This is a genomic window from Haloferax sp. DFSO60 (assembly GCF_046557615.1).
In the GTDB taxonomy this organism is placed as follows: Archaea; Halobacteriota; Halobacteria; order Halobacteriales; family Haloferacaceae; genus Haloferax.
In genome coordinates, this window is record NZ_JBKIII010000002.1 from 767,305 (window position 1) to 793,940 (window position 26,636).

A 26,636-nucleotide genomic window follows, 5' to 3' on the forward strand; every position below is an offset into this window, starting at 1 on the left:
GACCGGAGGGACTCTCATTCGACGTAGCGGAATGCGATGCCTGCGCGGTCGGCGGTCACCTTGTCGCGGTGTGAATCGCCGACGAACACGGCAGATTCGGGAGCGACATCCATTCGCGTGAGTGTCGTCAAGAGCGGTTCGGGGTCGGGTTTGCGAGTCGGGACAGAATCCCGGCCGACGACTGCATCCACGTGGTCGTCGAGGTCGTGAACATCGAGCGCGACGAGACACGAGGCTTCGCAGTTGAGCGAGCAAACGCCCGATGGCACGTCGTCGTCCGGAAGGTAATCTGCGAGTGGAAGCCGTGCAGAGTCGCGTGCGCCAGCGCGTTCGTGTCTCGCCAGCACGGCTTCGATTTCGTCGCGGACGCCTTCTTCGTCGGCAACGTCGAGCATTTGCCACAGGTCCATCGAACTCGCGTCGATACCGTGGTCTCGGAGGACTGCCACGGCGTCGTTCGCCGTCTCGTTCCAATCGACTCGGAGGTCCACGAGCGTGCCATCGAGGTCGTAGACGATGGCCTCGAAGTCAGCGAACTGTGAGCGTGTCATACCTGAAAGCAGGGAACCGTACGGTGAAGTCGTTTCGGGCGCGGCGCGGCCTTCGAAGGTTCAATAAAAAGCGAATAGCGCGGCCTGCCAGCGAGCGAGGCCGTGTGTGTCCTCAGTCGAGCAGCGACCGGGCGATGATTTCCTTCTGAATCTCGCTCGTTCCTTCGTAGATGGTCGTAATCTTCGCGTCGCGGTAGTAGCGTTCGACGTCGAAGTCGGTGGTGTAGCCGTACCCACCGTGGACCTGCACTGCTTCGTTCGTCACGTCCACTGCCGCCTCGCTGGCGTAGTACTTTGCCATCGACGCGGGGATTCGTGGGTCTTCGCCAGCGTCGGCGACGCGAGCGGCCTCACGAACTAACGTTCGAGCGGTGTGAACTTGCGTGCCCATGTCGGCGATTTTGTGGCGCACGGCCTGAATCTTCGCGATGGGCTTGTCGAACTGTTCGCGCTCGTTGGCGTATTCGACGGCGTCGTCGAGGGCGGCCTGTGCGAGGCCAGTCGCCTGCGACGCGATACCGATGCGGCCGCCGGTGAGGATGTGGAAGGCCGCAGAGAGACCTTTCCCGACCTCAGTCAGGCGGTTCTCGGCGGGGATGCGAACGTCGTCGAAGATGAGCGACGTGGTGTCGGATGCGCGCAGGCCCATCTTCTCTTCCTTTTTGCCGACTTCGTAGCCTGCCTCTTTGGGGACGAGGAACTGCGTGACAGAACGGGGGTCGTCGCGGTCGGTCTTGGCGAAGAGGATACAGACGCCGCCGCGCTGGCCGTTCGTAATCCACTGTTTCTTGCCGTTGATGACGTACTCGTCGCCATCCTTCTCGGCGACCGTGGACATCTCGGCGGGGTTCGACCCTGCTTCGGGTTCCGAGAGCGCGAACATCCCGACTGGGCGACCCTTCGCCATCTTCGGAAGCCACTCTTCTTTCTGCTCGTCCGACCCGAACTCGGCGATGCACTCGGTTGCGAGACAGTGGACCGAGAGCGCCGTCGCGACGGCGAGTTGACCGTAGGCGATTTCTTCGTTCACCAGAGCGTAGGTCGTTCGGTCGGCACCGAACCCGCCGTACTCCTCGGGGACCGTCAGACCGGTCAAGTCGAGTTCGGCGAGGCCGTCCCACACGTCCTCGGGGAAGGTTTCCGTCTCGTCTGCTTCGTGGGCCGTCGGTCGAACTTCTTCGACTGCGAATTCGTGGACGACGTCGCGAATCGCCCGCTGCTCGTCGGTCAGACCAGAAGCAAACCCTGCGCTTTCCATGCTCACTTGTTCGAACGATAATTGAAAAAGATGATTGAATTGCCGACCGAACGTCAGCGGAGCGACGACTTCCCCACTTCAGGGGCGTAGATACGTCACGATTTCGGCTGCGTCGGTACCGAGTCCACCACCCTGCGCGAAGGTCGGACTGCCGCCGCCCCCACCGCCGAACTCGTCGGTCACGTCCGCAACGACATCTCCCGCAGAAACGTCGCCCGCGCTCGCGACGACGATGAATGGCGCACTCGATTCGCCGACGGCGACGAGAACGTCCACGTCGTCGCGGACGGCTTTCGCGGCCTCACCAACGTCGTTCGCCTCGAACCCAGACACTGACCCGATTTTCCACGCGAGGCCATCGCGTTCGACAGTCTCGAATCCAGCGAGCCGCGTTTTCAGCACGTCTGATTTGAGCGATGCGAGTTCGGCTTCGAGGTCGGTGCGTGTCGAACGGGCATCTGTGGCCGCTTCGCCGAGTGATTCGAGACTCGAATCGAGTGTCGCCGCCGCGTTGCGGGCTTGTGCTTCGACCGTCGCTCGGTGGTCGATAGCCGACGGGCCGACCGCAAATTCGACGCGCGTCAGTCCTTCGCCGGGGTTCGACCGCCCGTAGATTTCGACGGGGCCGATTTCGATGGTGTTGGCGACGTGCGTCCCGCCGCAGGCACCCCAATCCCAGCCGTCGATAGTGACGATTCGAACTTCGTCCTCGTCGGCGAAGACACCCTCTTCGGTCTTGACGTTGAACGCGACTTCTTCGCGCTCGCGTGCTTCGGAGACGGGAATCTCTTCCCACGAAACCTCGCGCGAGTCCCACACGGCGCGGTTGACGAGTCGTCCGAGTTCTGCGAGGGCGTCGTCGTCTACGGTCGTACTCGTCTCGAAATCGACCCGAACCTTCTCGTTTGAGATGTCGAATCCGCCGTAACCGAGGTCGTCGAAGATGTGGCGTGCGGCTCCGTAGAGCGCGTGACTGGCGGTGTGCGCGCGCATACAGTAGGTTCGGAAGTCGTCGTCGATGACGCCGGTCACCTCGTCGCCGACGGCGAACTCGGGTTCCGCCGCGAGTTCGTGGACGACCTCGCCCTCGACCGACCGGACGTGTTCGATATCGACGCCGCCGATGACGCCTCTATCTGCGGGTTGGCCACCGCCCTCTGGGTAGAAGTACGTCTCTTCGAGGGTGACTTCGCGGCCATCGACGTGGGCGACCGTCGCGTCGAACGCTCGCATTGTGGGGTGTGCTGGCGCGAGAGAGTTTGACATGAGGGCGTCGAGACGCCCCGAGGAGAAAAATCGTGCTACTCGTCTACGAGGCGCACGTCGAGTCGGTCTTCGAGCGTGCGGATGACCGACCCACCGATGTTCGCACTGGTCGCGCGACCCTGTTCGATTGCGAGCAGTTGGTTCTCTTCGATTTCGAGTTCTTCGGCGAGGTCACCCAATTGGAGTCCGGCATCCTGCCGGGCGGACTCGACGACGCCGCCGTATCCAGAGACGAGGTAGGGAAGCCGGTCCTTCTCGTAGTTCGTTCCCTTTTCTTCCCAGTGTTTCGCGTTCCCTTTCGCCTGGTCGTACATCTTCGCCGTTCGCTGTGCAGCGCGCTTGCGACGGTTGCGTTCGGAGTTGTCACGCGTGTTCTGGGTGTCGGCGTGCTTCTTGTCGCGGTTACGGTTGTCACCGTGTGGTGCGCAGTCAGGACAGACCAATAGGTCGGCACCGGCGACGTTCGCGCGACGGAGTTTATTCGTCGCTCGACCACAGAGTTCGCAACTCTCACCGTCGGAGCCGCCGCCCCCTCGGTTTGTGGAGTATTTGGCCATGTGGCGTGTTACACGTTCGACCCTTTTAAACTCGCGGCACTGCGCGGACGAACAGTTCTCTGGGACGCGGTTTTAGCGACGCCGACCGCGATGGTTACTCACGAACGGTACAGATGGAGGACGAGAAGGAAGAAGAGCAACAGGGGGACGAACGGCGCTGCTACGTCGAACGGAACCAACAGCAACACTATCGACGCCACGACGACGAATTCGAGTACGACGAGAAAACTGAGAGATTCGGCAGGGTTGGGCATTCTTTGGTTTCGCACGAAGCAACTCACAGCAGTCGGCGATTAATCTGGCGACTAATTGACAGCCGAGGCTGGCCGTGCCGAGTCGCTTCGGTCGGTTCACATCGACGATTCGTCACTCAGCAGAGCGCCGTTGCTCTCTGGTAAAATACAGCAAACCCACGGGGAGAGTAACCTCTCGTGGGTTGTAGTTTGCTGAAGGATTGTGCGTGGGTGATGTCCTTGTAGGAAATCACCTGCATCATTCGGCGACGTTGTCGCCTCATTGCGGACTTTGAGTCCGCACATGCGATGCGTGGGACCGGATTTGAACCGGCGGACCTCTACAGGACAGCGCCCTCAACGCTGCGCCGTTGGCCTGGCTTGGCTACCCACGCCCGCTGTGTCTTGTGTGCACTCTCAGTTATCCCGCGGTAATTTAAATGACTTTCCTTTCGGCTCGACAATGTCGGGCGTTTGCAGGCACCGTACCGGGAAAATCGACCGAACGGTTTTGGCCCATCAGTTCCCCTCTACGTCCATGGAGTTCCGCGCCCGCAACCACATTCACGGTCTGACGGCCATCCTCACGCTCGTCTCGCTCGCCCTCGTCTTCGGGGCGGTACTCGGGGCGATTCCTCGGACAGTTATCCCACAGGCACCGACGACCGTCCTCGATGCGATTCCGCACGTGAACGCCGCCATCAGTACCGTCGCAATCGTGACTATCGTCGCCGGGATTCGATTCATTCGACAGGGCGAGCCTGAGAAGCACCAACGCATGATGCTCACGTCGTTCGGCCTCTTCGCGGCGTTTCTCGTCCTCTATCTCTACAAAGTCGCGGTGGCTGGAACGAGCGACTTCGGCGGCCCGCAGGTGGTCTACCAGTTCGTCTACTTGCCGACGCTGGCGATTCACATGCTGCTCGCCATCGCGTGTATCCCGCTTCTGTACTACGTGCTGTTGCTCGCGTTGACCCGACCCATCTCGGAGGTCTTCGGGACGAAACACGCCCGCGTCGGACGAATTGCGGCGTCGCTGTGGCTCATCTCGTTTCTCCTCGGCAACGTCGTCTACGGGCTGCTCTACGTCGTGTACTGAAAACGGACGGAACGAATTTTTCGAAGCTCGCTGCTTACTGGGTCGGTGCGTTGCTCCCAACGACCGGGCGACTCACGTCGCGGTCGGTGGCTTCGCCGTCGATGTCGTAGGGGTACTCGCCGGTGACACAGCCAAGACAGAGGTCGGCGCGCGATTTTTCGAGTACGTCCGAGACGGCGTCGATAGAGAGGTAGGCCAGACTGTCGGCCGCGATGGTCTCACGGACTTCTTCGACCGATTTGTCGGAGGCGATGAGTTCCTCGCGGGTGGCCATGTTGATACCCATGTAACACGGGGCGATAATCGGTGGCGCGCCGATGCGCATGTGGACTTCTTCTGCGCCCGCTTCACGGAGCAACTCGACGAGTTGGTTCGACGTCGTGCCGCGAACGATGCTGTCGTCGATGATGGTCACGGACCTCCCTTCGACGGTACTCTTGATTGGGTTGAGCTTCAGGCGGACGGCGCGCTCGCGTTCGTCCTGCGTGGGCATGATGAATGTCCGGCCGACGTAGCGGTTCTTCATCAGGCCTTCGGCAAACTCGACCGTCGCGTCGTCCTCTTGGGCGGCTTCGGCGTATCCGGAGGCGAACGCACGACCGGAGTCGGGAACGGGCATGACGACATCGGTGTCTACGCCGTTTTCTTCCCAGAGTTTGCGGCCGAGTCCGCGGCGGACCTCGTAGACGAGCGAGTCGTTCATCACGGAGTCGGGACGGGCGAAGTAGATGTGTTCGAAGAAGCAGTGGGCCGTATTCTCCTGCTCGACGAGTTGATAGGAGTCGAAGCCGGTTCCGTCGGGGTCGAGAACGATGAGTTCGCCGGGGTTCACGTCGCGGACGAGTTCGCCGTCGAGGGTGTCGATGGCGGCTGACTCGGAGGCAAGAACGTAGCCATCGTCGAGTTTGCCGATACAGAGTGGACGATTGCCCTCGGGGTCGCGCACGCCGAGGACGGTCTCGTCGTGCATGATAGTGAGCGCGTACGAGCCGTGGATGCGCTCCATCGTTCGCTTGACCGCGCGTACGAGGTCTTCTTCGAGGAGGTTGCGGGCGAGGTCGTGGGCGATGACCTCGGTGTCGCCCGTGGAGGTGAATGCGTGGCCGTAGTTCTCTAACTCGTCGCGGATTTCATCAGCGTTCACGAGGTTCCCGTTGTGGGCGAGACCGAGCGACCCGGATTTGAACGAGACGGCGAAGGGCTGGGCGCAGGACTTCGACACGTCGCCTGCGGTGGGGTAGCGAACGTGGCCGATTCCAGCAGAGCCGTTGAGTCCGTCTAAATCGTCGGCGCTGAAGGCGTCGCCGACCAGTCCCATCTGGACGTGGCTGTGTTGTTGGAATCCGTCGTGGGTGACGATACCTGCCGACTCTTGGCCCCGGTGCTGGAGGGCGTACAGCGAGTAGTACAGGGGTCGCGCGGCGCTTCGGCTTCCGAGTGCGACGCCGACAACGCCGCACTTCTCTGTTGGTCCGCCGAGATGGTGGGAGTCGTCCCGCCCGTGAGTCATATTCACCGGTAGGGGACGCAGGGGGTAAAAAACCCGTCCTTATGCAGTACATGCCGGTATTCATTGCCTTGGATATACACACATTTGCATAGAATATGTAGGAATAAAGATAATTCTTGTGTCGTGACCGGCGGACTGCACGCTCGCATGGTGGCATCGACGTGAGAACAACGCTGTCGCTCTCTGAAAACCAAGCGAACTGCGAACGAATCGCACGGTTGCAGTATCAGAACGGGAGTCAGGAGAGTTGCTGTCGATGCTCGCCCGAGAGAGACGAGACAGAAGACAGGGTGACGGTCAACCGACCGTCAGTGTTTGCTTAGTTGTCGCCGGACTTCGACTGCCAGGCGTAGCTGCGGCGCTTCTTCGACTTACCGAAGCCACAGGACGAACAGACTTTCTTCTTCACGTGGTAAGATTTCTCACCACAGCGTCGGCACTTGACGTGCGTCGTCTTGTTCTTCTTTCCTTGGCTAGGGGTTCCTGCACCCGTCATGCTTTGATGGTGACGACGTTATCGCCGCGTATAATGGTTGTGTCTTCGACTTGCCGGAGTTCGATGTCTCCAGGCACAGCGTCGTCATCAAGCGCTTCTTCGAGCACGACGTTCATGTGCTGGTCGTAACCAGAGAGAACGCCGTAGTATGCGTCGCCGTCCTTAAGGTGAACCGTCACCGGTTCGTTCAAAGATGCCTCAAGAACGTCGAGGGGTCGACCGCTCATGCTTGAAAACCGTCCCGTTAGTATCTTAAATGTGCCGAACCACACGAACAGACCTGATTTTACCCATATTCGGCGCTATGCGGCGGGAACTGTCGGAACGACCAGCCTCACACGTCCTCCGGAGGCCTTTGTATCGACATCGACTGTCCCACCGACGTGTTCGACAATCATCCGAACGAGTTGCAGGCCGATGCCCGTTCCGTGAACGAGTGGCGTCTCTTCTCCCGTTTGGAGAACCGAAACTTCGTGCAGTGGGAGGCCATCGCCGTCGTCTTCGACGGTGATTTCGGCGGTGTGTCGATGTGACCCCGGGCGAACCGTGACCGATACAGCGGGCGATTCGGTGGTGTGCTTCGCCGCATTTTCACACAGTTCGTGAACCGCCTCTTCGAGCAGTGACGATGCCGTTCCCGAGACGCCCTCGTCTATCGAGACGGTGAACACCGCCCTCGGATAGGAGAGTTCGCTCGCCGTCGTCACCCCGCGAACGAGTTGCTCTATCGAAAGTTGCTGCTCTGCGGTTTCGTTGAACAGTTGCTCGATACGGGTGGCGTGTTCGGTCAGTCGTAACCACCGGTCGACAGCGTTGCGGACGGCATCGGCCGAGCGTTCGAGTCGCGTTTGTGCGGTCGATTCGGCGATGAGTTGGAGGTGCCCGTCGATGACGTTGAAGTCGTTTCTGACGTTGTGCCGGAGGACGCGATTGAGGACATCGAGGTGTTCGCGCTGCCGCGATTGGTCGGTGACGTCGCGGGCGAGGACGAACACGCCGTCCGGATGGCTCCGAGCGCGGGCCTCGAACGTCGCCCACCCATTCGTTGCGTGTCGCGCCCGATACACGAAGGTGGTCTCGGTTCCGTTCGCCGCCCGAAGGAGACTCTCGATGACGGCCTGTTCGTCATCACTGTGGACCCGCTCACGAATCTCTTCCCCAGTGAGCGACTCTGATTCGACACCGATTGCCTCCTCGAACGCCGAGTTGCAGGCTTCGAGTCGCGGTGAGTCGTCGATTCGGACGAGCGCACACATCGCTGGGACCGATTCGAGTTCGACAGTGATACCCTCAGACTCGCCCATATCTCAACTAAACATACTTTCAGAATCGAAATCATATGAGTGTTTTCACGGGGTCGCCGAAGCTCGCGTCCACGCGGGCGGGGTCAACCCACGTAGTTTTTAATACCCCAGTGAGTACGGTCAACTACCAGAAACCCGCGGGTAAGTGCGGACGTCCCGAATTCATACGTGTCGGGCTGTCTCGCACGCGGGGTCATTCGACCGACGAGCTGCAAGACGCCGGGGCCGGTGGCCCCCAGACACCCGTCTTTCCGTGAGCACCCTCGCCACTCATTGTGGCTTTCGATGCTCGGAATATCGAGATTACCAACCATGGAAATCGAAATCGCAACCATTGGCGGCTACGAAGAAGTTGGCCGTCAGATGACGGCCGTTCGCGCCGGTGACGACGTTGTTGTCTTCGACATGGGTCTGAACCTGTCGCAGGTTCTCATCCACGACAACGTTGAAACCGAGAAAATGCATAGCCTCGACCTCATCGACATGGGCGCCATCCCGGACGACCGTGTCATGAGCGAACTGGAAGGTGACGTGCAGGCTATCGTCCCTACCCACGGTCACCTCGACCACATCGGTGCCATCTCCAAACTGGCACACCGCTACGACGCACCCGTCGTCGCGACGCCCTTCACTATCGAGCTGGTCAAACAGCAAATCGAGGGCGAGAACAAGTTCAACGTGAACAACGACCTCATCAAGATGAGCGCCGGTGAGACCATGTCCATCGGCGACTCCGGACAGGTCGAACTCGAATTCGTTCACGTCACTCACTCCATCATCGACGCCATCAACCCGGTCCTCCACACGCCGGAAGGTGCAGTCGTCTACGGTCTCGACAAGCGTATGGACCACTCGCCGGTCCTCGAAGACCCAATCGACATGAAGCGTTTCCGCGAAATCGGTCGTGAAGGAAACGGCGTCCTCGCCTACATCGAGGACTGTACGAACGCCGGACGCAAGGGCCGAACGCCCTCCGAATCCGTCGCTCGTCGCCACCTCAAGGACGTCATGACCTCCGTCGAGGACTACGACGGCGGTATCGTCGCAACGACGTTCTCCTCGCACATCTCGCGTGTCTCGTCGCTCGTGGAGTTCGCAAACGACATCGGCCGCCAACCAGTGCTGCTCGGTCGCTCGATGGAGAAGTACTCCGGTACCGCCGAACGCCTCGGCTTCGTCGACCTCCCCGACGACCTCGGCATGTACGGCCACCGCAAGTCCGTGGACCGCACCTTCAAGCGCATCATGAAGGAAGGCAAGGAGAACTACCTGCCTATCGTCACGGGCCACCAGGGCGAGCCTCGTGCGATGCTGACGCGCATGGGCCGCGGCGAGACGCCGTACGAGATTGACGACGGTGACAAAGTCATCTTCTCGGCTCGCGTCATTCCGGAGCCGACGAACGAAGGACAGCGTTACCAGTCCGAGCGTCTCCTGCGCATGCAGGGCGCACGCATCTTCGACGACATCCACGTCTCTGGCCACCTTCGTGAGGAAGGCCACTACGAGATGCTGCAGGCACTCCAGCCCCAGCACGTCATCCCGGCCCACCAGAACCTCAAGGGCTTCGCACCGTACGTCGACCTCGCAGAGAGTCAGGGCTACGCCCTGGGCCGAGACGTGCACGTCACGCGTAACGGCAACATGATCCAGCTGGTGGACTGATGACTCCTGACGCGACGGAACAGCGAGTGCTCGAAGCGATTCGCGAGCGGCGCGAACTCGTCAACGAAGCACTCGAATCGGACGTCCCGATGGCCGAACCGGAGCGTCTCTACGAGGCCTCACGGTACTTGCTCAAAGCGGGCGGCAAGCGCCTGCGGCCAACGGTGTCCCTGCTCACGGCGGAAGCACTCGCCGACGTTGAGCCGATGTCGGAAGATTACCGCGCGTTCCCGACGCTCGCAGACGGCGCTATCGACGTGATGTCGGCCGCCGCGAGCATCGAGGTCATCCAGTCGTTCACGCTCATCCACGACGACATCATGGACGACGACGACCTTCGGCGCGGCGTCCCGGCAGTCCACAAGGAGTACGACACCGAGACCGCCATCTTGGCGGGTGACACCCTGTACGCGAAGGCGTTCGAACTCCTGACCCAGACCGGAGCAGACCCGGCAAACGGGCTGGAAGCCGTCCAGCGACTCGCGACCACCTGCATCCAAATCTGTGAGGGCCAAGCATTGGACATCGAGTTCGAACACCGAAGCAGTGTACTCCCCGACGAGTACCTCAACATGGTCGAACTCAAGACGGCCGTCCTGTACGGGACGGCCGCGGCGATTCCGGCGGTCCTCATGGGCGCAGACGACGACGTCGTCGAGGCGCTCTACCAGTACGGCATCGAGTCTGGAAGCGCATTCCAGATTCAAGACGACGTACTCGACCTGACGGTTCCCTCCGAGAAACTCGGCAAGCAACGAGGCTCCGACCTCGTCGAGAACAAGGAGACCATCATCCTCCTGCACGCCCGGCAACAGGGTGTCGATGTCGAGGAGTTGGTCGAAGCCGAGACCGCAGACGAACTTACTGAAGAAGAAGTCCAAGCGGCGGTCAACGAACTCGACGACGCGGGCAGCATCGACTACGCCCGTGAGATGGCCGAAGACCTCACCGAACAAGCGAAAGCACGCCTCGACGTGCTTCCCGACAACGAGGCCCGCGACCTGCTGTGCGATATCGCGGACTACCTCATCACCCGCGGTTACTAATCGCGGCACGCCCACAGTTTGGGCTGCGCCGTTTTCTCAGACACTCTGGACACGTTCGTGTGCCACAACGAATATCTGCCTAGGCGTGGTAACATGCCTCGTACCCCTGCCCGCGCGAGGAACGCCCTTCCCGCAATCCGGGCCTGTTTTTAGGCGTGACGCGGAATCGGAGGATAATGGACGACGACCTTCGAGAGCGCGTCGAGCGAGAGGCGGAGAAACACGCCCTTCTCAACGCGGTCAAACACGACAGCGACGCCGACGTGGGCGCGATTATGGGCCCGCTCATGGGCGAGAATCCCGAGTTTCGACAGCACGGCGGCGAGATTCCGGGTCTCATCGGACCCATCGCCGCGAAGGTTAACCAACTCTCAGCAGCCGAAAAGCGCGAGCGAATCGGCGAACTCGCACCCGAGGAACTCGCCGAGATGGAAGCCGAGGACGAAGAAGACGACCAACTGCTTCCCGACCTGCCGAACGCCGACGAGTACGACGAGATTCGGATGCGCGCCGCACCCAACCCGAACGGTCCGTGGCACATGGGCCACGCTCGGATGCCCGCGGTCATCGGGACGTACAAGGAGATGTACGATGGCTCGTTTATCGTCCGCTTCGACGACACCGACCCCGAGACGAAGCGCCCGGACCTCTCGGCCTACGACGCCATCCTCGACGATATCGCATTCCTCGGATTCGAACCCGACGACGTGATTCGCGCTTCGGACCGCGTGGAGACCTACTACGACTACGCCCGCGACCTCATCGAGAAAGGTGGCGCGTACACCTGTTCCTGTTCTGGTGAGGACTTCTCCAACCTGAAGAACGACGGCAAGCCGTGTCCACACCGCGACAAGGACACAGAGACGACGCTCGAAGAGTTCGAAGCCATGGTCGATGGCGAGTACAACTCCGGCGAGATGGTTCTTCGTGTCAAGACCGACATCGAACACAAGAACCCCGCACTCCGCGACTGGGTTGCCTTCCGCATGATAGACACCCCGCACCCACGTCCGGAAGCAGAAGACTACCGCGCGTGGCCCATGCTCGACTTCCAGTCCGGCGTTGACGACCACCTGACGGGCGTCACCCACATCATCCGCGGCATCGACCTCCAAGACTCCGCCAAGCGCCAGCAGTTCGTCTACGACTACTTCGGCTGGGACTACCCGGAAGTCCTCCACTGGGGCCACGTCCAACTCGACGCGTACGACGTGAAGATGTCCACCTCGACTATCAAGGAACTCATCGACGAGGGCGAACTCGATGGCTGGGACGACCCGCGCGCGCCCACCATCCAGTCGGTCCGCCGTCGCGGTATCCGTGGACAGGCAATCGTGGACGCGATGGTCGAACTCGGCATGTCCACCTCCGACGTTGACCTCGCCATGTCTTCTGTCTACGCCAACAACCGTGACCTCGTAGACGACGAGACGAACCGCTACTTCTTCGTCCGGAACGGCGAGGCGTTCGCCATCGAAGGCGGCCCCGACGAGGCACACCCGCCGCTCCACCCGAGTTTCGAAGGCCGCGGTACTCGGGCCATCCCGGTCGGCGACAGCGTCCTCCTCGAATCCGACGACGTACCCGCCGAGGGTGAGCGCGTCTGGCTGAAAGGCTTCGGCGCGGTCCGCCGCGAAGACGACACACTCGTGGCCACAGGCGACGACTTAGACGTGGTCCGCGAGGGCGACGTTCCCGTCATTCACTGGGTACCTGAAGATGGTCTTCCGGTTCGCATGCGAACGATGGACGGCGACGTGACCGGTGTTGCCGAACCCGACTTCGGCGACCTCCCTGTTGACGAACTCGTCCAGTTCGAGCGCGTTGGCTTCGCTCGCGTCGATTCGAAGGACGACGACGAGACGGTCACGTACTTCGCGCACAAGTAGTCCGACTGCTTCTCCGGAGTCCTTCGTTCTCCCGCGACGAGCGACTGGTTCGCCTCCCAGCGATACTTCTTTGTGACGACGTGCGGCACACTGTGTCATGACTGATGATAACAAAATGATTCAGGTGCGGAACTTCGTTGGCGGGGCGTGGACCACCCCATCGTCGGCGGGGCAACCAGTCGAAAATCCGGCGACTGGTGAACAGTTCGGCGAGGTCCGATTCAGCGACGAAGCGGACGTTGACGAGGCTGTCACGGCGGCGAAAGAAGCGTTCGAATCGTGGCGACAGACGCCAATCGAGGAACGGCTGCAACCGCTGTTTCGCTACAAACAACTGCTCGAAGAACACCAAGACGAAATCGCTCGTGGCCTCGTCCGCGAACACGGCAAAGCCCTGTCTGAAGCACGTGGCGAGATTCGACGCGGTATCGAGAACGTCGAGGTCGCCTGTGGCGCGCCCACGATGATGCAAGCAGGCCACCTGCAGCACGCTGCCCCCGACATCGACGAGACGGCAGTACGAAAGCCACTGGGCGTCTTCGCCGCCATCACGCCCTTCAATTTCCCGGCGATGATTCCGCTGTGGTTTCTTCCCTACGCCGTCGCCACCGGAAACACGTTCGTCCTCAAGCCGAGCGAGCGAAATCCGTTCACGCCGACGAAACTCGTCGAACTGGCCCACGAAGCAGGCTTTCCCGAGGGTGTCGTCTCACTCGTCCACGGCGACAAAACAGCCGTCGAGGCGCTCTGTTCCCACGACGACGTCGAAGGAATCTCGTTCGTCGGAAGCACCCCTATCGCCCGCCACGTCTACGAAACCGCCGCGAGTCACGGCAAGCGCGTGCAGGCACAAGGTGGTGCGAAGAACCACGTCATCGTGAGCGCGACTGCCGACCTCGAAACGGCCGTCGAAGGCACCGTCGGGTCGGCGTTCGCCAATACCGGCCAGCGCTGCCTCGCCAACCCCGTCGCCGTCGTCGAAGACGGCATCTACGACGAGTTCGCCGAGCGATTGGTCGAGCGCGCGAGCGAGGTTGTCGTCGGGAGCGGACTCGACGAGGAGACGGAGATGGGACCGCTCACAACCCGCGCGCACCGCGAGAACATCATCGACGCCATCGACGCGGGTGCCGATTCGGAAGCGACGCTCCTCCTCGACGGCCGCGAAGCCGACGTTCCCGGCGACGGCCACTTCCTCGGGCCGACCATCTTCGGCGACGTGTCGCCGGACTCGTCGCTCGCCCGCGACGAACTCTTCGGTCCCGTACTCGCGCTGGTTCGCGTCTCGGACTTCGACGAAGCCCTCTCCGTCGTCAACGCCTCTGAGTTCGGCAACGCCGCGAGTCTGTTCACCACCTCCGGCGGCGAAGCCCAGCGATTCAGAAACGAAGCCGAACCGGGCAATCTCGGCGTCAACGTTGGAACTGCTGCACCGATGGCGTTCTTCCACTTCGGCGGGTCGAACGCGTCGTTCTTCGGTGATTTGCACGCCCAAGGCGACGACGCGGTTCGGTTCTACACCGACGAGACGATTTACATCGAGCGGTGGCCCGACACGTGACGCTCGTGGACCTCACCCGACCCATCGAGTCGGGGATGCCGACGTATCCCGGTGACCCTCCGGTGAGTGTCGAATCCCACGCGACGTTCGACCGCGATGGCTACCGCGTTGCCCGACTCGAATTGGGGAGCCACACGGGGACCCACGTTGATGCCCCCGCGCACACCGAACCGGATGGTGCGACGCTCGATTCCTATTCGGTCGATGAGTTGCGGATGACCGCGCAGGTGGTCGATTGTCGGGGAGTTGGGGCAGGCGGGAAAATCACGCCTGCCCATCTGCCGGAGATTGAGTCGGATGTCGAGTGTCTCGTCTTTCGAACCGGCTGGGAAGACGAGTGGGGAACCGACCGAATGACCGAACACCCATCGCTCTCGGCCGAATTGGCGCAGTTCTGTGCCGACCGGGGATACGCCGTCGCCACGGATGCACTTAGCCCAGACCCGACCGGCGGCAGTGAGATTCCGGTTCACAACGCCGTACTGGGCGCGGGAAACCTCATCGTCGAAAACCTGTGTGGGCTGGCGATGCTTCCGGTAGGAGAATCGTTTACGCTGTTCGTACTGCCGCTTCGCGTCGATTCTGATGGTGCGCCCGCGCGAGTCGTCGCAGAATTCTGAGTTCGACTCGCCGACTTCGTGCCTTCAGACGACGACCGTGAGGACGAACCCGGCGAGCAGTGCGAGCGTCAAGAACACCTGCACCACCGACGTTGCGAGGACGCCGACTGTCGCAATCGCCGCGCGCTGTGCGCCGCGTTCGGCGTCTTGGTGGTCGAGGTACTCCACGACGAACACGGTCCCGGCGACGCCGATGAAGATGCCGAGTGGGCCGAGGACGAAGAGTAAGATGAGGCCCACGACGCCCGCGAGAATCGACGTTTTGGTCGATGCCCCGCCGAATCGGGCGGCGATGACGCCACCACCGTAGTCGGCGACGAGTGCGGTCAGTCCGACGAAGAGCAGACCGGCGAGCGCGAGGAGTCCGGGTTCGGAAAAGCCCGTGGACCACCAGTAGACGAGGAGACCGATAACCGAGAGTAACGCGCCGGGAAGCATCGGAAGGACGCTTCCGACGACGCCGAGGACGAGGAGGACGAGTGCGACCCAGAAGAACGGCTCCATTAGTCGTGACCTTCGTGTCCGAGGGTTATCACCCCACCGCCCGAGTGTCGCTGAGCAGGGTATGATTTATTGTTCTTTCAGTGGAACGTTAACAAACGCCATGGCGATTGACCCAAACTTCGAGAAAAATCGAGAACGTATCGACGACGATGGCCCGGTGGCAGTGTGGGGGCCAATCGACCCGCCCGAAAAACTCGGTATCCACGGCACCCACGTCGCCGTCGATTTCGACATCTGCCTCGCAGACGGCGCGTGTCTGGAAGATTGCCCCGTCGACGTGTTCACGTGGGTAGACACACCCGGCCACCCCGAATCAGAACTCAAAGCCCAACCGACGCACGAAGACCAGTGTATCGACTGTATGCTCTGTGTCGATGTCTGTCCCGTCGATGCCATCGACGTGGACCCGGGGCGCGCTGGCCGCATCTGACCCAAACGCCTCGTTTCTGACCACATACGAATCACTCAGCAATTGCTGAGTCTCTTCTTATTAGACACAAACAATTATTATGAATATGAGCTAGCACTAAATGGAGGTTGTTCTCAATGCACATGGTGGTATTAACGAAGGGCGTCCCCGACTTTCGAGAGGGACAGGTATCGTTTAACGAAGAAGGGCATCTCGAACGCGGGAAGACGCCCACGGTGATGAACCCGAACGACCAGTTCGCGCTCGATGCGGCGTTACAGACACGCGTCCAACACGGCGGGAAAATCAGCGTGATGAGCATGGGCCCGCCGGGATACAAAGAAGTCCTCCAAGAGGCGATGGAATCGGCCTACGCCGACGACTTGTATCTCATCTCGGACCGCGAGATGGCCGCCGCCGACACGTGGGCGACAGCGATTACGCTCAGTTCGGCTATCGAGACACTCGGCGTTCCGGACCTCGTATTTGCGGGGTTCAAGACCGCAGACGGTGAGACGGGCCACACTGGCCCACAGACGAACTGGTGTCTGGACATGCCGCTTCTCACGCACGTCATCTCGCTGGACGTGGACGAAGAAGCGGGGAAGGTCCGCGCGAAACGACTCGTGGAAGGCGATATCGAAGAGATAGAGACGGTCGAAGCGTCGCTTCCGGCCTTCATCGTCACCGACCCCGAGTTCGAACCGTCGTACCGAACGGCGCGCCAGCGACTGACGCTGAAAGACCTGCGCGCAGAGACACAAGAACGCGCGGCAAACTTCGAGGAGTACCTGACGGTGTGGGACCACACCGACATCAACGTGGACCCCGACTTCATCGGCCTCGACGGGTCGCCCACGATTGTCTCTTCGGTGGACCCGATTCCAAAGGCCCCCGCAGAGCGTGAGGCCACGATGGTCAACCCGGGTGACGTAGAGTCGATGAGTGAGGTACTCGAAGTGATGCAGTCGGCCAGTGGCGAGAGTGCCGCGGCCGCAGGAGGTGCAGACGATGACTGAATTCAATCCCGGCGACTACGACATTTCGGAACTCGGCCCAGCCATCAAAGACATCGAAGATGTGGGTGAGTTAGAAGAGATACTGCAAGCAGAACACCGCGGCGAGAACCGCGCGGGCGCGATTGCGCTCATCGAGAGCCGAATCAAGAAGTTCTCCGAGAGCGACGAACCGGAGGACGTCGAAGGACTCGACCTCGATTCGATGAGTGCAGCCGAGGTGGGTAACGCACTGCAATCGATCGACGAGGTTTCGGACCTCGATTCACTGCTCGAACGAGAAGAGTCGGGAAAAGACCGCGATTCGGTCAAACGACTCATCAACAAACGCCGCGACTCGATTCAGGGAAGCGACAAGCAGGCCGAAGAACTCGAAATCATCGAGAAGACGGCCGAAGAGCGACACCCAGACCTCTCGCATCCGACGCGCGACAAGCGCCACGTTCGTGCGCTTCACAACGGCAACTACCGCGACATGTGGGTCTACTGCGAGACGCAAGCGGGCGAACTCGTCGATGTCTCGAAAGAGATGCTCGGCAAGGCCCGGGCGTTGATGGACCAGTACAACGAGGACTACGACGAAGAAGAGCGCGTCGTCGCCGTACTCATCGGGTCTGACGTGAGCAAACACGTCGCCGACACCATCGCCTACGGGGCGGACGTCGTCGTCGTCCGCGAAGACCCGCGACTCGAACGCTTCCAGCACAAACCCTACACAGAAATCTTCTGTGACATGGCACGTGGCGGGGCGACCCACACAGAGAACGAGAGCAACGGCGGCCGAGACGAAGCGTGGCGTGACTACGACAAACCGCGGTACGTGCTGTTCCCGGCGACGAATAACGGCCGCGACTTGTCGGCGCTCGCCCAAGCCGAACTCGACTCGGGTCTCGCAAGCGACTGTTCTGGCCTCTACATCACAGAAGAGGTCATCTCGAACCCGGTCAAAACCGGCGTCGCAGGCGAGAAAAAGGAGTTCAGTCGCGTGCTTCACATGAAGCGCCCCGACTTCTCCGGATTCGAATACTCGACGATTCTCTGTATCGACAACCCGACTCGGGAGTTCCACCCACAGGGTGCATCAGTCATCCCCGGTAGCTTCCCGATTCCCGAACAAGACCCCGACCGCGAGGGTCTCGTCGTCACCCACGAGGCACCGCTCGAATCCGAGTGGTTCCGCGTCTCGGTCACCGATTACGACCAACTCGACGAGGGAATCGACCTCACCGGCCACGAGGTCATCGTCGCGTTTGGTCGTGGCATCGGCGACGACCCGACCCGCGGTGTCGAACTCGTCAAGGAACTCGCAGACCAGTTCGAAGACAGCGAAATCGGCGTCACGCGCGGTATCGTCACGGGGTCGTTCAAATTCGACGGCCACGTGGAGCAGTACACCAACGAAGACAGACAAATCGGCGAGACCGGACAGGTCGTCGCGCCGAAACTCTACATCGCGGCGGGCATCTCGGGTGCGGTCCAGCACAAAGTCGGGATGGACGAGTCGGATACGATTATCGCCATCAACACCGACCCGAACGCCCGCATCCGCGACTTCTCGGACTACTTCATCGAAGGCGACCTGTTCGAGGTCCTGCCGCAACTCACGGAAGCACTCAAACAGGGGACGTTCAGCGCCGCGCTCGCGAGCGACGGCGGCGAAAAACGAGGTGACTCACAATGACGGAATACGAACACTACGAAGCAATCGTCATCGGGGCCGGACCCGGTGGCGCGGCAGCCGCGGCAACGCTCGCAAACTACGGTATCGAGACGCTCGTCCTCGAACGCGGCGTCGAGGCCGGGTCGAAGAACGTCTCCGGTGGACTCATCTACGCCGAGGAATCCTCGCCGTACACCATCGACAGCCTCTTTCCGGGATTCCGTGAGGAGGCCGCAGAACGACCCGTCACCGACTACCGCATCCACAACATCGCCGGTACGAAGGTCGAATCGTTCGACCTGACCAAACTCCACGAACACGACACCGAGTGGTGTGACGCCGTTCTTCGGCGCAAGATGGACTCGTGGCTCGAAGACCGAGTTCACGAACGAGCCCGCGAGACGGGCGGTGGCGTGCTGACTGGCGTCCACGTCAACGGCCTACTCCGCGACCAGGGTGAAATCATCGGCGTCACGATGGACGAAATCGACCCCATAACCGCCGACGTCATCATCGCCGCCGACGGGGTGAACTCCGAAGTCGCCCGCGCCGCCGGGCTGATGGACTGGGACGACCCGAGTGAGTGGTTCCAAGGCGTCAAAGCGGTCGTCGATATGCCGCACGACGTTATCGCCGAGCGATTCGACGTCGGTGACGACGAAGGGGTCGCACACCTGTTCTCGGGCGACCTGTTCCAAGACGTTCGCGGCGGTGGGTTCCTCTATACGAATCAGGACACCCTCTCTATCGGGACGGTGTTCCACCTCGACAGCCTCGTCGCCGAACGCGCCGAACCGCACGAACTGCTCGATGCACTCTTGACCCACCCACTGCTGGCTGATTGGCTCGGCGACGACTACCACGAGTTGGAGTACAGCGCGAAACTCGTCCCCGACTCGAAGAAGGTAGCACTGCGCGAACCACACTTGGGTCGCCTGATGGTCGTCGGCGACGCCGCCGGGCAGATGCAGGCCCAAGGCCCAATCATCAAGGGGATGAACCACGCGGTAACCGCGGGCGCACTCGCCGCCGAAGCCTACGCACAGGCGAAATCGCGCAACAAAACCGAACAGGCGGGCGAACTCTACGCGAAGAAACTCCGCGACAACGGCGTGATGCGCAAACTCCGCCCGAGAGGCTACGACACCCTGCGGGGTCTCACAGAAAACGAGACGGTGACCGACGTGGTGGACGACGTCCTCACGTCGTTCGTCGGCAGAGCGGCGATTCGCGGGCTTTCGGGGCAACTCGAACGCCTCTACAACACGCCCGCGCTCTCGGCGCTGATTCCCGACACGCGAACGCCGTACGTCACGCTCCCAACCGTCATCGGCGAGGAACTCGGCGTTCCAATCCGCGAGACGAGCAACGTCACGCCGCCGACGCTCGAAGCCAGAATCGGCGAACTTCGGTACGACACAGACATCGGGTCGCCGCACATCGAACTCCTCGACAACGATTACGACGTGAGTGGGGCGGCAGTCGCAGCGTGTCCCGTCTCTGCGGTCGGATTCGGTGGCGGGTGCTACCGCGACGAAGTTATCCGAACCAACGGCTCTGAAGAACACGTCGTCAGCCTCGACACGCAACCCTGCGTCGAGTGCGGAACCTGCGCCGTCGTTGCGAAGACGAAGTGGACGCACCCACGCGGCGGCAAGGGCGTGGACTTCATGGAAGGGTAGTCGATGCCGATGACAGACGAGCATCGAGACGGACTACAAGCCGAGACCCGCCGCGACCCGGAACACGTCCGGTTCGGCGAGCGTGTGAGAACACTGGCCGAAGAGGCCCGGAAAGCACGCGAATCGTTCGAGCCACCGCCGGACGAAGCGGACACAGCTACGATTGAGTCGCAGGCGCTCGCGTACGCTCGCGACGGTGTCGGCCCGGTCGTCGCACTCTACATCGAGGCGCGAACCGGTGGGCGGATGGTCGCGTTCACACAAGAGGAGTTCCGACTGCTCCAGCGGGCACTCAACGATTGGCTCTCGCTCTACGTCCGGTGTTATGGCGTCGAGTTCGACCCAGAGTTTACCGTTCGGGAGGCCGCAGAAATCCTCCTCAGAACACACAGCGCACTCGATACGGCGCAACTGCTGACGTGTGTTCCGCCCCGGTATTGACGCGAAATTCGCCCATTCCGGGCCGTGAAATCCGATTCAACGCTGTGTCTGTCTAGAATATCACGAATAACAATTAATAATGTGGGCTGTGATACCATGCCATGGAAGTAACTGACTCTCTGAATTTCGACCACAAGGACCGCAAGGACATCTACGAATACATCGAGAGCCACGGCTCCGTTCGAGAAGACGAAGTCCGACGGGCACTCAATTTCGACCCTGCCGCGCTCGGGACACACCTGACGATTCTGCGCCGAGACGGCTACATCAGAAAGGTCGGGAACCACGTCGAAGTCGCCTACGCGACCGAAGAGGAACGAACGGCGAAGCTGGGCGACCTCGAGGTCACGATTCGAATGGCCCAAGATGTCGATTTAGAGAGCCTCTTGGACGCCATCAACGAGGTCGCAGAAGAGGGAACCTACATCGAAGCCGAGACTGTCGCCGACGTCCTCGACCACGAAGAAGTCGTCTTGCGACACAACGAACTCTCCTCGCGGATGATGTTCGTCGCAACCGTGGACGACGACCTCGCTGGGTGGGTCCATCTCGACCTGCCGGAGGCCGCAAAACTGAGTCACACCGCAGTACTCACCGTCGGTGTTCGCGCCGATTACCGAGGCCACGGCATCGGCAACGAACTGCTCGGTCGCGGCACCGAATGGGCGCGGGAACACGGATTCGAAAAACTCTACAACAGCATTCCGGCGACGAACAAGGGGGCAATCACCTTCCTCGAAGACCACGGGTGGGAGACCGAAGCCACCCGCGAGAAGCACTACAAAATCGACGACGAGTACGTCGATGAAGTGATGATGGCTGTCTCACTTCGATAAGACGCCAAACCGAACGGTCGCCGTCCGGTCCCGCAAACACTACTTCCAATATTTTTCTGCACCGTCGAGTGGTTCGGCTACGACACCATCTTGCTGGACGAGTACGCGCCCGTGCGCGGTACACACGTCTCTGTTCTCGTCCCACGGAATGTAGAGCCTGACAGCGGCGGGATTCTCACAGCCGTCTTCGCTACACGTCTCCATACACACGCTTCGTAGCGAAGCGACATCGCTGTACTGCAGGCCCATCGAATCGCCCGTCAGTCCAGATACCGGTCGCGCTCGGTGTGGGCCCCGGGTGTGCCGAATCTATCGACAACCGGCTGGTAGGCCGCACCGAGTGCCCGCATCGCTTGACTCGTGGAGTGATATTCGAGGTCGTCCGCAACGTCGCCCCACGAGTGTGCTTGGAGGACTTTTCGGACGATGAGGCGCTCTTGGCGCTCGTCTAACTCCTCCGGGTTGGTGAGATACGCGAGCGCGAGTCTCCGAAACGCGCCGAGCGCGATAATCGACAGGCCGGGACCGTAGGCCGCACTGGCGACAGTCCGCCACTCGTACGGAGACAGTTCTGGCGTGTACGGCGACCGAGTCGCTCGAAGCGCCCCGCGAACCACGTCGGGGTCGAGGTCCGAAAGGAGGTCCGAGAGCATGTCGATGGTGCGACCGAGGAAGTACGACGTATGGCGGTCTGCGAGTTCGTGGCCCGCATCGGAGAGTGGACAGAGCATGAGCGCCGAGTGTTCGCCGCTGGTGTCGTTGCGAGTCGTCGAGAGGTAGACCGTCCCGTAGCCGTTTCGGTGCCAAAACCTGAGGAGTTCGGGCGTGGCACCGAAGCCGACACCCAGATAATCGACTTCGCCCGCGAACTCGTCTCGAATCTCGCCGAGGAGTCGTGAACCGAGACCCTGACTGCGGACGGCGTGATGGGTGGCGATGCGCATGACGCGATAGCCGACTGGGATTCCCGCATCTTCGTCACGGAGTTGACTCGTGAACACGTCGGGAAGCATGTTTCCCCGAATACGCCCGCCGAAGTACATGTGGTTGCGCGTCGCTTCGTCTAATCCTCCTTCGCGCGCGAGGAGCGCGACAGAGACGACGTGGCCGTCGTGGGTGAGCGCCCGAAGGGTGAGGTTCGGCGCATCGAGGAGGCGCGCCAAGTCGTCGGGTTCGGTCCGATAGTGAGCGAGGACGAGCAAGCCAAAGACCTCTCGAAGCAGGTGTTCGTCGGCCAGCAGGTTCTCGGGAGTGAACGTTCGGTACGCTACCGAGTCAGTCGTCGCATCGGAGACGAGTTGGTCCACCGGCGGGCGGGCATCGAGCAAGAGCGCACGGAACGTCCACGATTCGAGCGGGTCGCCCGCCGCGTAGCGAATCGGATGGTCGAGTCGAACGTCCGAAACGTCGAAGTCGGAGTCGTCGAGGCGGCCACGAAATCGAACCGCGAACCCGCGGCCTGCGCCTTCGTAGCCGCGGACTGTCGTACAGAAGGCGACGGCGGGGGCATCGAGGAACGACGTGAGCAAGCGAACCGAGAGCGCCGCCGCCTCGTCGACGACGAGTGCGTCGATATCGCCGAGGGTGGATTCGACTTCGGTCGGTGGGACGTATCGAACGCTGCCTCCAGCGTTCGATTGGAGGTCGTACTGTTCTCTCGAATCGAGTTCATCGAGTTCGGCCAGCAATCGTTCGGCGCGTTCGAACACTTCGGCGGCGTTCTGTGTGCCGGGGGCGGTTACGACGACGTGCTTTCCTTCGGCGGCGAGGCTTCCCGCGGCGAGTCCGGCGGCACTCGACTTTCCACGGCCACGGTCGGCTTCGACCACGACGGCGTTGCCGGGTGTGCAGAGCGATTCGAGTGCAGCGAGGGTCTCCGACTGGTCGGCAGTGAGACAGTCCTCGTATGCGCGGGTGGGAAACACGTGCGTCTTCGGGACGAACGCATCCGGAACCTCGAAGTGGATTCCCTGCTCGTGGGTTCCGTCGCGTTCGAGAGTTTGGGAACCGAGGTCCACGAGTGCGATGCCGGGGTGGTCCCGAAGCGTCGAGACGAGGCGACTACGGAAGTGGTCGCTCACGTCGTCGAGCGAGAAGGGTGGGACGGCGAGGCGTTCGTCGAACTCGTCGTGGCAGGCGGGCCACGCGTCGAGCGACGGGGTGAGAAGAACGAGCAGGCCGCCGCCATCGACTGCGCCCGCGACGCGCCCCAGTGTATTGGGCGAGAACGATTCGTGGGCATCGAGGACGACGAGGCTTCGCGTGGTTCCGAGGAGTTCCGAGGCGTGGATGGGTTCGACTCGGTGGAAGCGAAATCCCTCTCGACTCGTGACGAACGTTACCTCGTCGTCGAGAATGTCTGTACCACGGACAACGTCGAAGGCGGCGTCGATACCGGCATCTCTGTCACCGGCGAGGACGATGACTCGCCGTTGGTTCGTCGCCATCGCGTCGTCGCGGCAGGCGTTCGCGAGGGCTTCGATGTCCACGTCGGTGACGGGTTTTGTGGGCGTCGTATCGTCGCGGGCGTCGTCGCCGGGACCGTTCATATATTCGTTACAGAGTCAGACGAAAAGGGCGTTTCTTTCGGTGCGTGTGGGCGCGTCGCACGGCGATGAGATTTTGAAAGCGCTTTTATGGGGTCCTGAGTAAGGAATGGTTACAGCCTGTCCGGGGTTGATGAACCTCCTTGCCGTAAGGGATAACTCGTGCGCACCGGTTGCGACGGACCGACTGGTGACGCCGGTGAGGGAGTCGAGCCCGCGAACAGGAACATAGGTGAACAACAATGGCTGTCTACGTAGACTTCGACGTACCGGCCGACCTCGCTGACAGCGCCGTCGAGGCGCTCGAGGTCGCCCGAGATACTGGTATCGTGAAGAAAGGAACCAACGAAACGACCAAGTCCATCGAGCGTGGCAACGCAAAGCTCGTGCTTGTCGCCGAGGACGTCTCGCCCGAAGAGATCGTCATGCACATCCCCGAGATTGCAGACGAGAAGGGTATTCCGTTCATCTTCGTCGAGACGCAGGACGACATCGGCCACGCCGCCGGCCTCGAAGTCGGCAGTGCTGCCGCAGCCATCGTCGACGCTGGCGAGGCTTCGGAGCAGGTCGAAGACATCGCGACCAAGGTCGAGGACCTTCGATAACCGACCATGAGCGCGGACGAACAAGCCAACGACTCGACGTCTGCTGAAGTCATCGAAGTCGTTGGAAAGACTGGGATGCACGGCGAGGCCATGCAGGTCAAGTGCCGCATCCAGGAAGGCTCCAATCAGGGCCGCATCATCACGCGAAACGTGCTGGGTCCCGTCCGAGAGGGCGACATCCTGCAGCTCCGTGAGACCCAGCGTGACGCTGACTCCATTGGAGGACAGTAATCATGGTGGAAAAGCGAACCTGCGATTACAGTGGTGACGAAATCGAGCCCGGTACGGGCACGATGTACGTCAAGAACGACGGTACCGTTCTCCACTTCAAGGACTCCAAAGCAGAGAAGAACTACTTCCTCGGGCGCGAAGCCCGCGACCTTGAGTGGACGGAAGCAGGCCGCCGCCAGCGCGGTCGCCAATCGGGGGACAACTAAATGTCCGACGAGCGAACCTTCGTGATGGTCAAGCCGGACGGCGTCCAGCGTGGCCTCATCGGCGACATCGTCTCTCGCTTCGAAGACCGCGGCCTCAAGATGGTCGGCGGCAAGTTCATGCAGATTGACGAGGAACTCGCTCACGAACACTACGGCGAGCACGAAGGCAAGCCGTTCTTCGAGGGTCTCGTCGACTTCATCACCTCCGGTCCCGTCTTCGCGATGGTCTGGGAAGGACAAGACGCGACCCGTCAGGTCCGCCGCATGATGGGCGAGACCGACCCCGCAGAATCCGCACCCGGTACCATCCGCGGTGACTACGGACTCGACCTCGGCCGGAACGTCATTCACGGCTCCGACAACGAGGACGAGGGCGCCAACGAGCGCGAGATTGCACTCTTCTTCGACGAGGACGAACTCGTCGATTACGAGCGCATCGACGCCAGCTGGCTCTACGAATAACGCGACTCCGTCGCAGTTTTTCGTTTTTCACGGTCGTGAGCAACCGCTACGGTTGCGCTCGTCCGCGCTCTTCGAGTTGCTGTGGCTCGATTTTTACCGAACTCCATGTGACACGGTTCCATGCGACACCGGACAAAGCACTTATTCCCATCTTACGGGGACGATGTATGGACGACTTTAGCGCGACCAACCGCGACCACTGGGACGAGTTGGCCGAACTTCACCCTTCCACACCGCTCTACGACGTGGACGGGTTCTTGGCTGGCGAATCGTCACTGATGGACCTCGAACGCGAGGAACTCGGTTCGGTCGAAGGTAACTCTCTCCTCCACCTCCAGTGCCACTTTGGCATGGACACACTCTCGTGGGCGCGCGAAGGTGCGACCGTCACCGGAGTCGATTTCTCTCCAAAGGCAATCGAGATGGCTCGCGAACTCCGCGACGAGGCGGGAATCGACGCCGAACGAGCGACGTTCGTCGAGAGCGACGTGTACGAACTCACAGACAACCTCGACGGCGAGTTCGACGTCGTGTTTACCTCCTACGGCACGATTAGTTGGCTCTCAGATATCGACCGCTGGGCCGAGATTATCGACCACTTTCTCACACCCGGCGGGACGTTCTACATCGCCGAAATCCACCCCGTCGTCGGCGCTGTCGAGAAGACAAATGAACAGTGGGCCAAGTTCGAGTATCCGTACTTCTCCGACGAAGTCCACCGATTCGATGACGACAAAGGCTACGCCAGCGATGACACAATCGAGAACGGGACGACCTTCTTTTGGGCACACACGACCGGCGATATCCTGAACGCGCTCATCGGTGCTGGACTCGACATCGAGTTCGTCCACGAACTCCCGAAGATTTGCTACCAGCGCTTCCCGAATCTCGTAGAAGGAGACGACAGATGGTGGCGCTTCCCCGGCGGCGAACCGGATATTCCGATGACGCTGTCGGTGAAGGCGACGAAGCGAGAATAAGAC

29 protein-coding genes and 1 tRNA gene are annotated in these 26,636 nt (G+C 61.3%); 17 read left to right on the top strand and 13 right to left on the bottom strand.

Annotated elements, in window-relative coordinates; all coding sequences use genetic code 11:
* Nucleotides 1-14: 14 nt before the first annotated feature.
* The 6 genes from ACK509_RS13460 to ACK509_RS13485 all read right to left on the bottom strand — a co-directional run bounded on the left by ACK509_RS13460 (nucleotide 15) and on the right by ACK509_RS13485 (nucleotide 4,260).
* Complete coding sequence (locus ACK509_RS13460) at nucleotides 15-551, bottom strand: HAD family hydrolase (RefSeq protein ID WP_410767052.1); 537 nt, start codon at nucleotides 549-551, stop codon at nucleotides 15-17.
* A gap of 112 nt (nucleotides 552-663) precedes the next feature.
* Complete coding sequence (locus tag ACK509_RS13465; protein WP_410767053.1) at nucleotides 664-1,809, bottom strand: acyl-CoA dehydrogenase family protein; 1,146 nt, start codon at nucleotides 1,807-1,809, stop codon at nucleotides 664-666.
* A 78-nt stretch (nucleotides 1,810-1,887) separates the two neighbouring features.
* Nucleotides 1,888-3,075, bottom strand: coding sequence for an alanyl-tRNA editing protein (locus ACK509_RS13470; protein WP_410767054.1), 1,188 nt, complete (start codon nucleotides 3,073-3,075; stop codon nucleotides 1,888-1,890).
* 35 nt (nucleotides 3,076-3,110) lie between these two features.
* Entirely contained in the window at nucleotides 3,111-3,632 is a 522-nt protein-coding gene (locus ACK509_RS13475; protein ID WP_410767055.1) for a helix-turn-helix domain-containing protein, read from the bottom strand.
* Between the two features lie 98 nt (nucleotides 3,633-3,730).
* A complete protein-coding gene (locus tag ACK509_RS13480) occupies nucleotides 3,731-3,886 on the bottom strand; it encodes a hypothetical protein (protein WP_410767056.1) in 156 nt (51 codons plus the stop codon).
* Between the two features lie 289 nt (nucleotides 3,887-4,175).
* Nucleotides 4,176-4,260: transfer RNA gene (locus ACK509_RS13485), tRNA-Leu, on the bottom strand.
* A 143-nt stretch (nucleotides 4,261-4,403) separates the two neighbouring features.
* Here ACK509_RS13485 and ACK509_RS13490 point away from each other — a divergent pair.
* Nucleotides 4,404-4,964, top strand: coding sequence for a DUF420 domain-containing protein (locus tag ACK509_RS13490; RefSeq protein WP_410767057.1), 561 nt, complete (start codon nucleotides 4,404-4,406; stop codon nucleotides 4,962-4,964).
* A gap of 34 nt (nucleotides 4,965-4,998) precedes the next feature.
* Here the strand turns inward: ACK509_RS13490 and purF are convergent, their stop codons facing one another.
* From purF to ACK509_RS13510, 4 genes are all read right to left on the bottom strand, one after another.
* Entirely contained in the window at nucleotides 4,999-6,474 is a 1,476-nt protein-coding gene (gene purF / locus ACK509_RS13495; protein WP_410767058.1) for an amidophosphoribosyltransferase, read from the bottom strand.
* A 319-nt stretch (nucleotides 6,475-6,793) separates the two neighbouring features.
* Entirely contained in the window at nucleotides 6,794-6,970 is a 177-nt protein-coding gene (locus tag ACK509_RS13500) for a 50S ribosomal protein L37e (RefSeq protein WP_004042936.1), read from the bottom strand.
* Nucleotides 6,967-7,197: an LSM domain-containing protein gene (locus ACK509_RS13505; protein WP_410767059.1), complete on the bottom strand. Its 231-nt coding sequence runs from the start codon at nucleotides 7,195-7,197 to the stop codon at nucleotides 6,967-6,969. The genes ACK509_RS13500 and ACK509_RS13505 overlap by 4 nt, the downstream gene beginning before the upstream one ends.
* A gap of 75 nt (nucleotides 7,198-7,272) precedes the next feature.
* Nucleotides 7,273-8,274 (bottom strand): ATP-binding protein, encoded by a 1,002-nt coding sequence (locus ACK509_RS13510; RefSeq protein WP_410767060.1) that lies wholly within the window; start codon nucleotides 8,272-8,274, stop codon nucleotides 7,273-7,275.
* Between the two features lie 312 nt (nucleotides 8,275-8,586).
* Here ACK509_RS13510 and ACK509_RS13515 point away from each other — a divergent pair, with 312 nt between their 5' ends.
* From ACK509_RS13515 to ACK509_RS13535, 5 genes are all read left to right on the top strand, one after another.
* On the top strand, nucleotides 8,587-9,939 hold the full coding sequence (locus tag ACK509_RS13515; protein ID WP_410767061.1) for an RNase J family beta-CASP ribonuclease: 1,353 nt from the start codon (nucleotides 8,587-8,589) through the stop codon (nucleotides 9,937-9,939).
* Nucleotides 9,939-10,985 carry a geranylfarnesyl diphosphate synthase gene (gene idsA3, locus ACK509_RS13520; RefSeq protein ID WP_410767062.1) on the top strand — a complete coding sequence of 349 codons (1,047 nt, stop codon included), beginning with the start codon at nucleotides 9,939-9,941 and terminating at the stop codon, nucleotides 10,983-10,985. The genes ACK509_RS13515 and idsA3 overlap by 1 nt, the downstream gene beginning before the upstream one ends.
* Before the next feature lie 176 nt (nucleotides 10,986-11,161).
* Nucleotides 11,162-12,874 (top strand): glutamate--tRNA ligase, encoded by a 1,713-nt coding sequence (locus ACK509_RS13525; protein ID WP_410767063.1) that lies wholly within the window; start codon nucleotides 11,162-11,164, stop codon nucleotides 12,872-12,874.
* Nucleotides 12,875-12,971: 97 nt separating this feature from the next.
* The gene (locus tag ACK509_RS13530) at nucleotides 12,972-14,435 is read left to right on the top strand and encodes a CoA-acylating methylmalonate-semialdehyde dehydrogenase (protein WP_410767064.1); all 1,464 of its coding nucleotides are present in this window, start codon (nucleotides 12,972-12,974) and stop codon (nucleotides 14,433-14,435) included.
* Entirely contained in the window at nucleotides 14,432-15,055 is a 624-nt protein-coding gene (locus ACK509_RS13535) for a cyclase family protein (RefSeq protein WP_410767065.1), read from the top strand. Before ACK509_RS13530 ends, ACK509_RS13535 begins: the two co-directional genes overlap by 4 nt.
* A gap of 24 nt (nucleotides 15,056-15,079) precedes the next feature.
* Here the strand turns inward: ACK509_RS13535 and ACK509_RS13540 are convergent, their stop codons facing one another.
* On the bottom strand, nucleotides 15,080-15,559 hold the full coding sequence (locus tag ACK509_RS13540; protein ID WP_410767066.1) for a DUF456 domain-containing protein: 480 nt from the start codon (nucleotides 15,557-15,559) through the stop codon (nucleotides 15,080-15,082).
* 100 nt (nucleotides 15,560-15,659) lie between these two features.
* Here ACK509_RS13540 and ACK509_RS13545 point away from each other — a divergent pair, with 100 nt between their 5' ends.
* From ACK509_RS13545 to ACK509_RS13570, 6 genes are all read left to right on the top strand, one after another.
* A complete protein-coding gene (locus ACK509_RS13545; protein WP_410767067.1) occupies nucleotides 15,660-15,989 on the top strand; it encodes a ferredoxin family protein in 330 nt (109 codons plus the stop codon).
* 116 nt (nucleotides 15,990-16,105) lie between these two features.
* Complete coding sequence (locus ACK509_RS13550) at nucleotides 16,106-16,987, top strand: electron transfer flavoprotein subunit beta/FixA family protein (protein WP_410767068.1); 882 nt, start codon at nucleotides 16,106-16,108, stop codon at nucleotides 16,985-16,987.
* Entirely contained in the window at nucleotides 16,980-18,665 is a 1,686-nt protein-coding gene (locus ACK509_RS13555) for an electron transfer flavoprotein subunit alpha/FixB family protein (RefSeq protein WP_410767069.1), read from the top strand. The genes ACK509_RS13550 and ACK509_RS13555 overlap by 8 nt, the downstream gene beginning before the upstream one ends.
* The gene (locus tag ACK509_RS13560) at nucleotides 18,662-20,326 is read left to right on the top strand and encodes an FAD-dependent monooxygenase (RefSeq protein WP_410767070.1); all 1,665 of its coding nucleotides are present in this window, start codon (nucleotides 18,662-18,664) and stop codon (nucleotides 20,324-20,326) included. Before ACK509_RS13555 ends, ACK509_RS13560 begins: the two co-directional genes overlap by 4 nt.
* A 9-nt stretch (nucleotides 20,327-20,335) precedes the next feature.
* On the top strand, nucleotides 20,336-20,767 hold the full coding sequence (locus tag ACK509_RS13565; RefSeq protein WP_410767268.1) for a hypothetical protein: 432 nt from the start codon (nucleotides 20,336-20,338) through the stop codon (nucleotides 20,765-20,767).
* A gap of 101 nt (nucleotides 20,768-20,868) precedes the next feature.
* The gene (locus tag ACK509_RS13570; protein ID WP_410767071.1) at nucleotides 20,869-21,603 is read left to right on the top strand and encodes a GNAT family N-acetyltransferase; all 735 of its coding nucleotides are present in this window, start codon (nucleotides 20,869-20,871) and stop codon (nucleotides 21,601-21,603) included.
* A gap of 39 nt (nucleotides 21,604-21,642) precedes the next feature.
* Here ACK509_RS13570 and ACK509_RS13575 read toward each other — a convergent pair whose 3' ends face one another.
* The gene (locus ACK509_RS13575) at nucleotides 21,643-21,807 is read right to left on the bottom strand and encodes a hypothetical protein (RefSeq protein ID WP_410767072.1); all 165 of its coding nucleotides are present in this window, start codon (nucleotides 21,805-21,807) and stop codon (nucleotides 21,643-21,645) included.
* A 56-nt stretch (nucleotides 21,808-21,863) separates the two neighbouring features.
* Nucleotides 21,864-24,152 (bottom strand): tRNA(Met) cytidine acetyltransferase TmcA, encoded by a 2,289-nt coding sequence (gene tmcA / locus ACK509_RS13580; RefSeq protein ID WP_410767073.1) that lies wholly within the window; start codon nucleotides 24,150-24,152, stop codon nucleotides 21,864-21,866.
* 239 nt (nucleotides 24,153-24,391) lie between these two features.
* Between tmcA and rpl7ae the strand changes: the two genes are divergently transcribed.
* The 5 genes from rpl7ae (at nucleotide 24,392) to ACK509_RS13605 (ending at nucleotide 26,633) form a co-directional block, all read left to right on the top strand.
* Nucleotides 24,392-24,754: a 50S ribosomal protein L7Ae gene (gene rpl7ae / locus ACK509_RS13585; RefSeq protein ID WP_410767074.1), complete on the top strand. Its 363-nt coding sequence runs from the start codon at nucleotides 24,392-24,394 to the stop codon at nucleotides 24,752-24,754.
* Between the two features lie 6 nt (nucleotides 24,755-24,760).
* Nucleotides 24,761-24,985 (top strand): 30S ribosomal protein S28e, encoded by a 225-nt coding sequence (locus ACK509_RS13590; protein ID WP_390221377.1) that lies wholly within the window; start codon nucleotides 24,761-24,763, stop codon nucleotides 24,983-24,985.
* A gap of 2 nt (nucleotides 24,986-24,987) precedes the next feature.
* Complete coding sequence (locus ACK509_RS13595; protein WP_410767075.1) at nucleotides 24,988-25,191, top strand: 50S ribosomal protein L24e; 204 nt, start codon at nucleotides 24,988-24,990, stop codon at nucleotides 25,189-25,191.
* Nucleotides 25,192-25,653 (top strand): nucleoside-diphosphate kinase, encoded by a 462-nt coding sequence (gene ndk / locus ACK509_RS13600; protein WP_410767076.1) that lies wholly within the window; start codon nucleotides 25,192-25,194, stop codon nucleotides 25,651-25,653.
* Between the two features lie 167 nt (nucleotides 25,654-25,820).
* Nucleotides 25,821-26,633: a class I SAM-dependent methyltransferase gene (locus ACK509_RS13605; protein WP_410767077.1), complete on the top strand. Its 813-nt coding sequence runs from the start codon at nucleotides 25,821-25,823 to the stop codon at nucleotides 26,631-26,633.
* The last annotated feature ends 3 nt before the right edge of the window (nucleotides 26,634-26,636 follow it).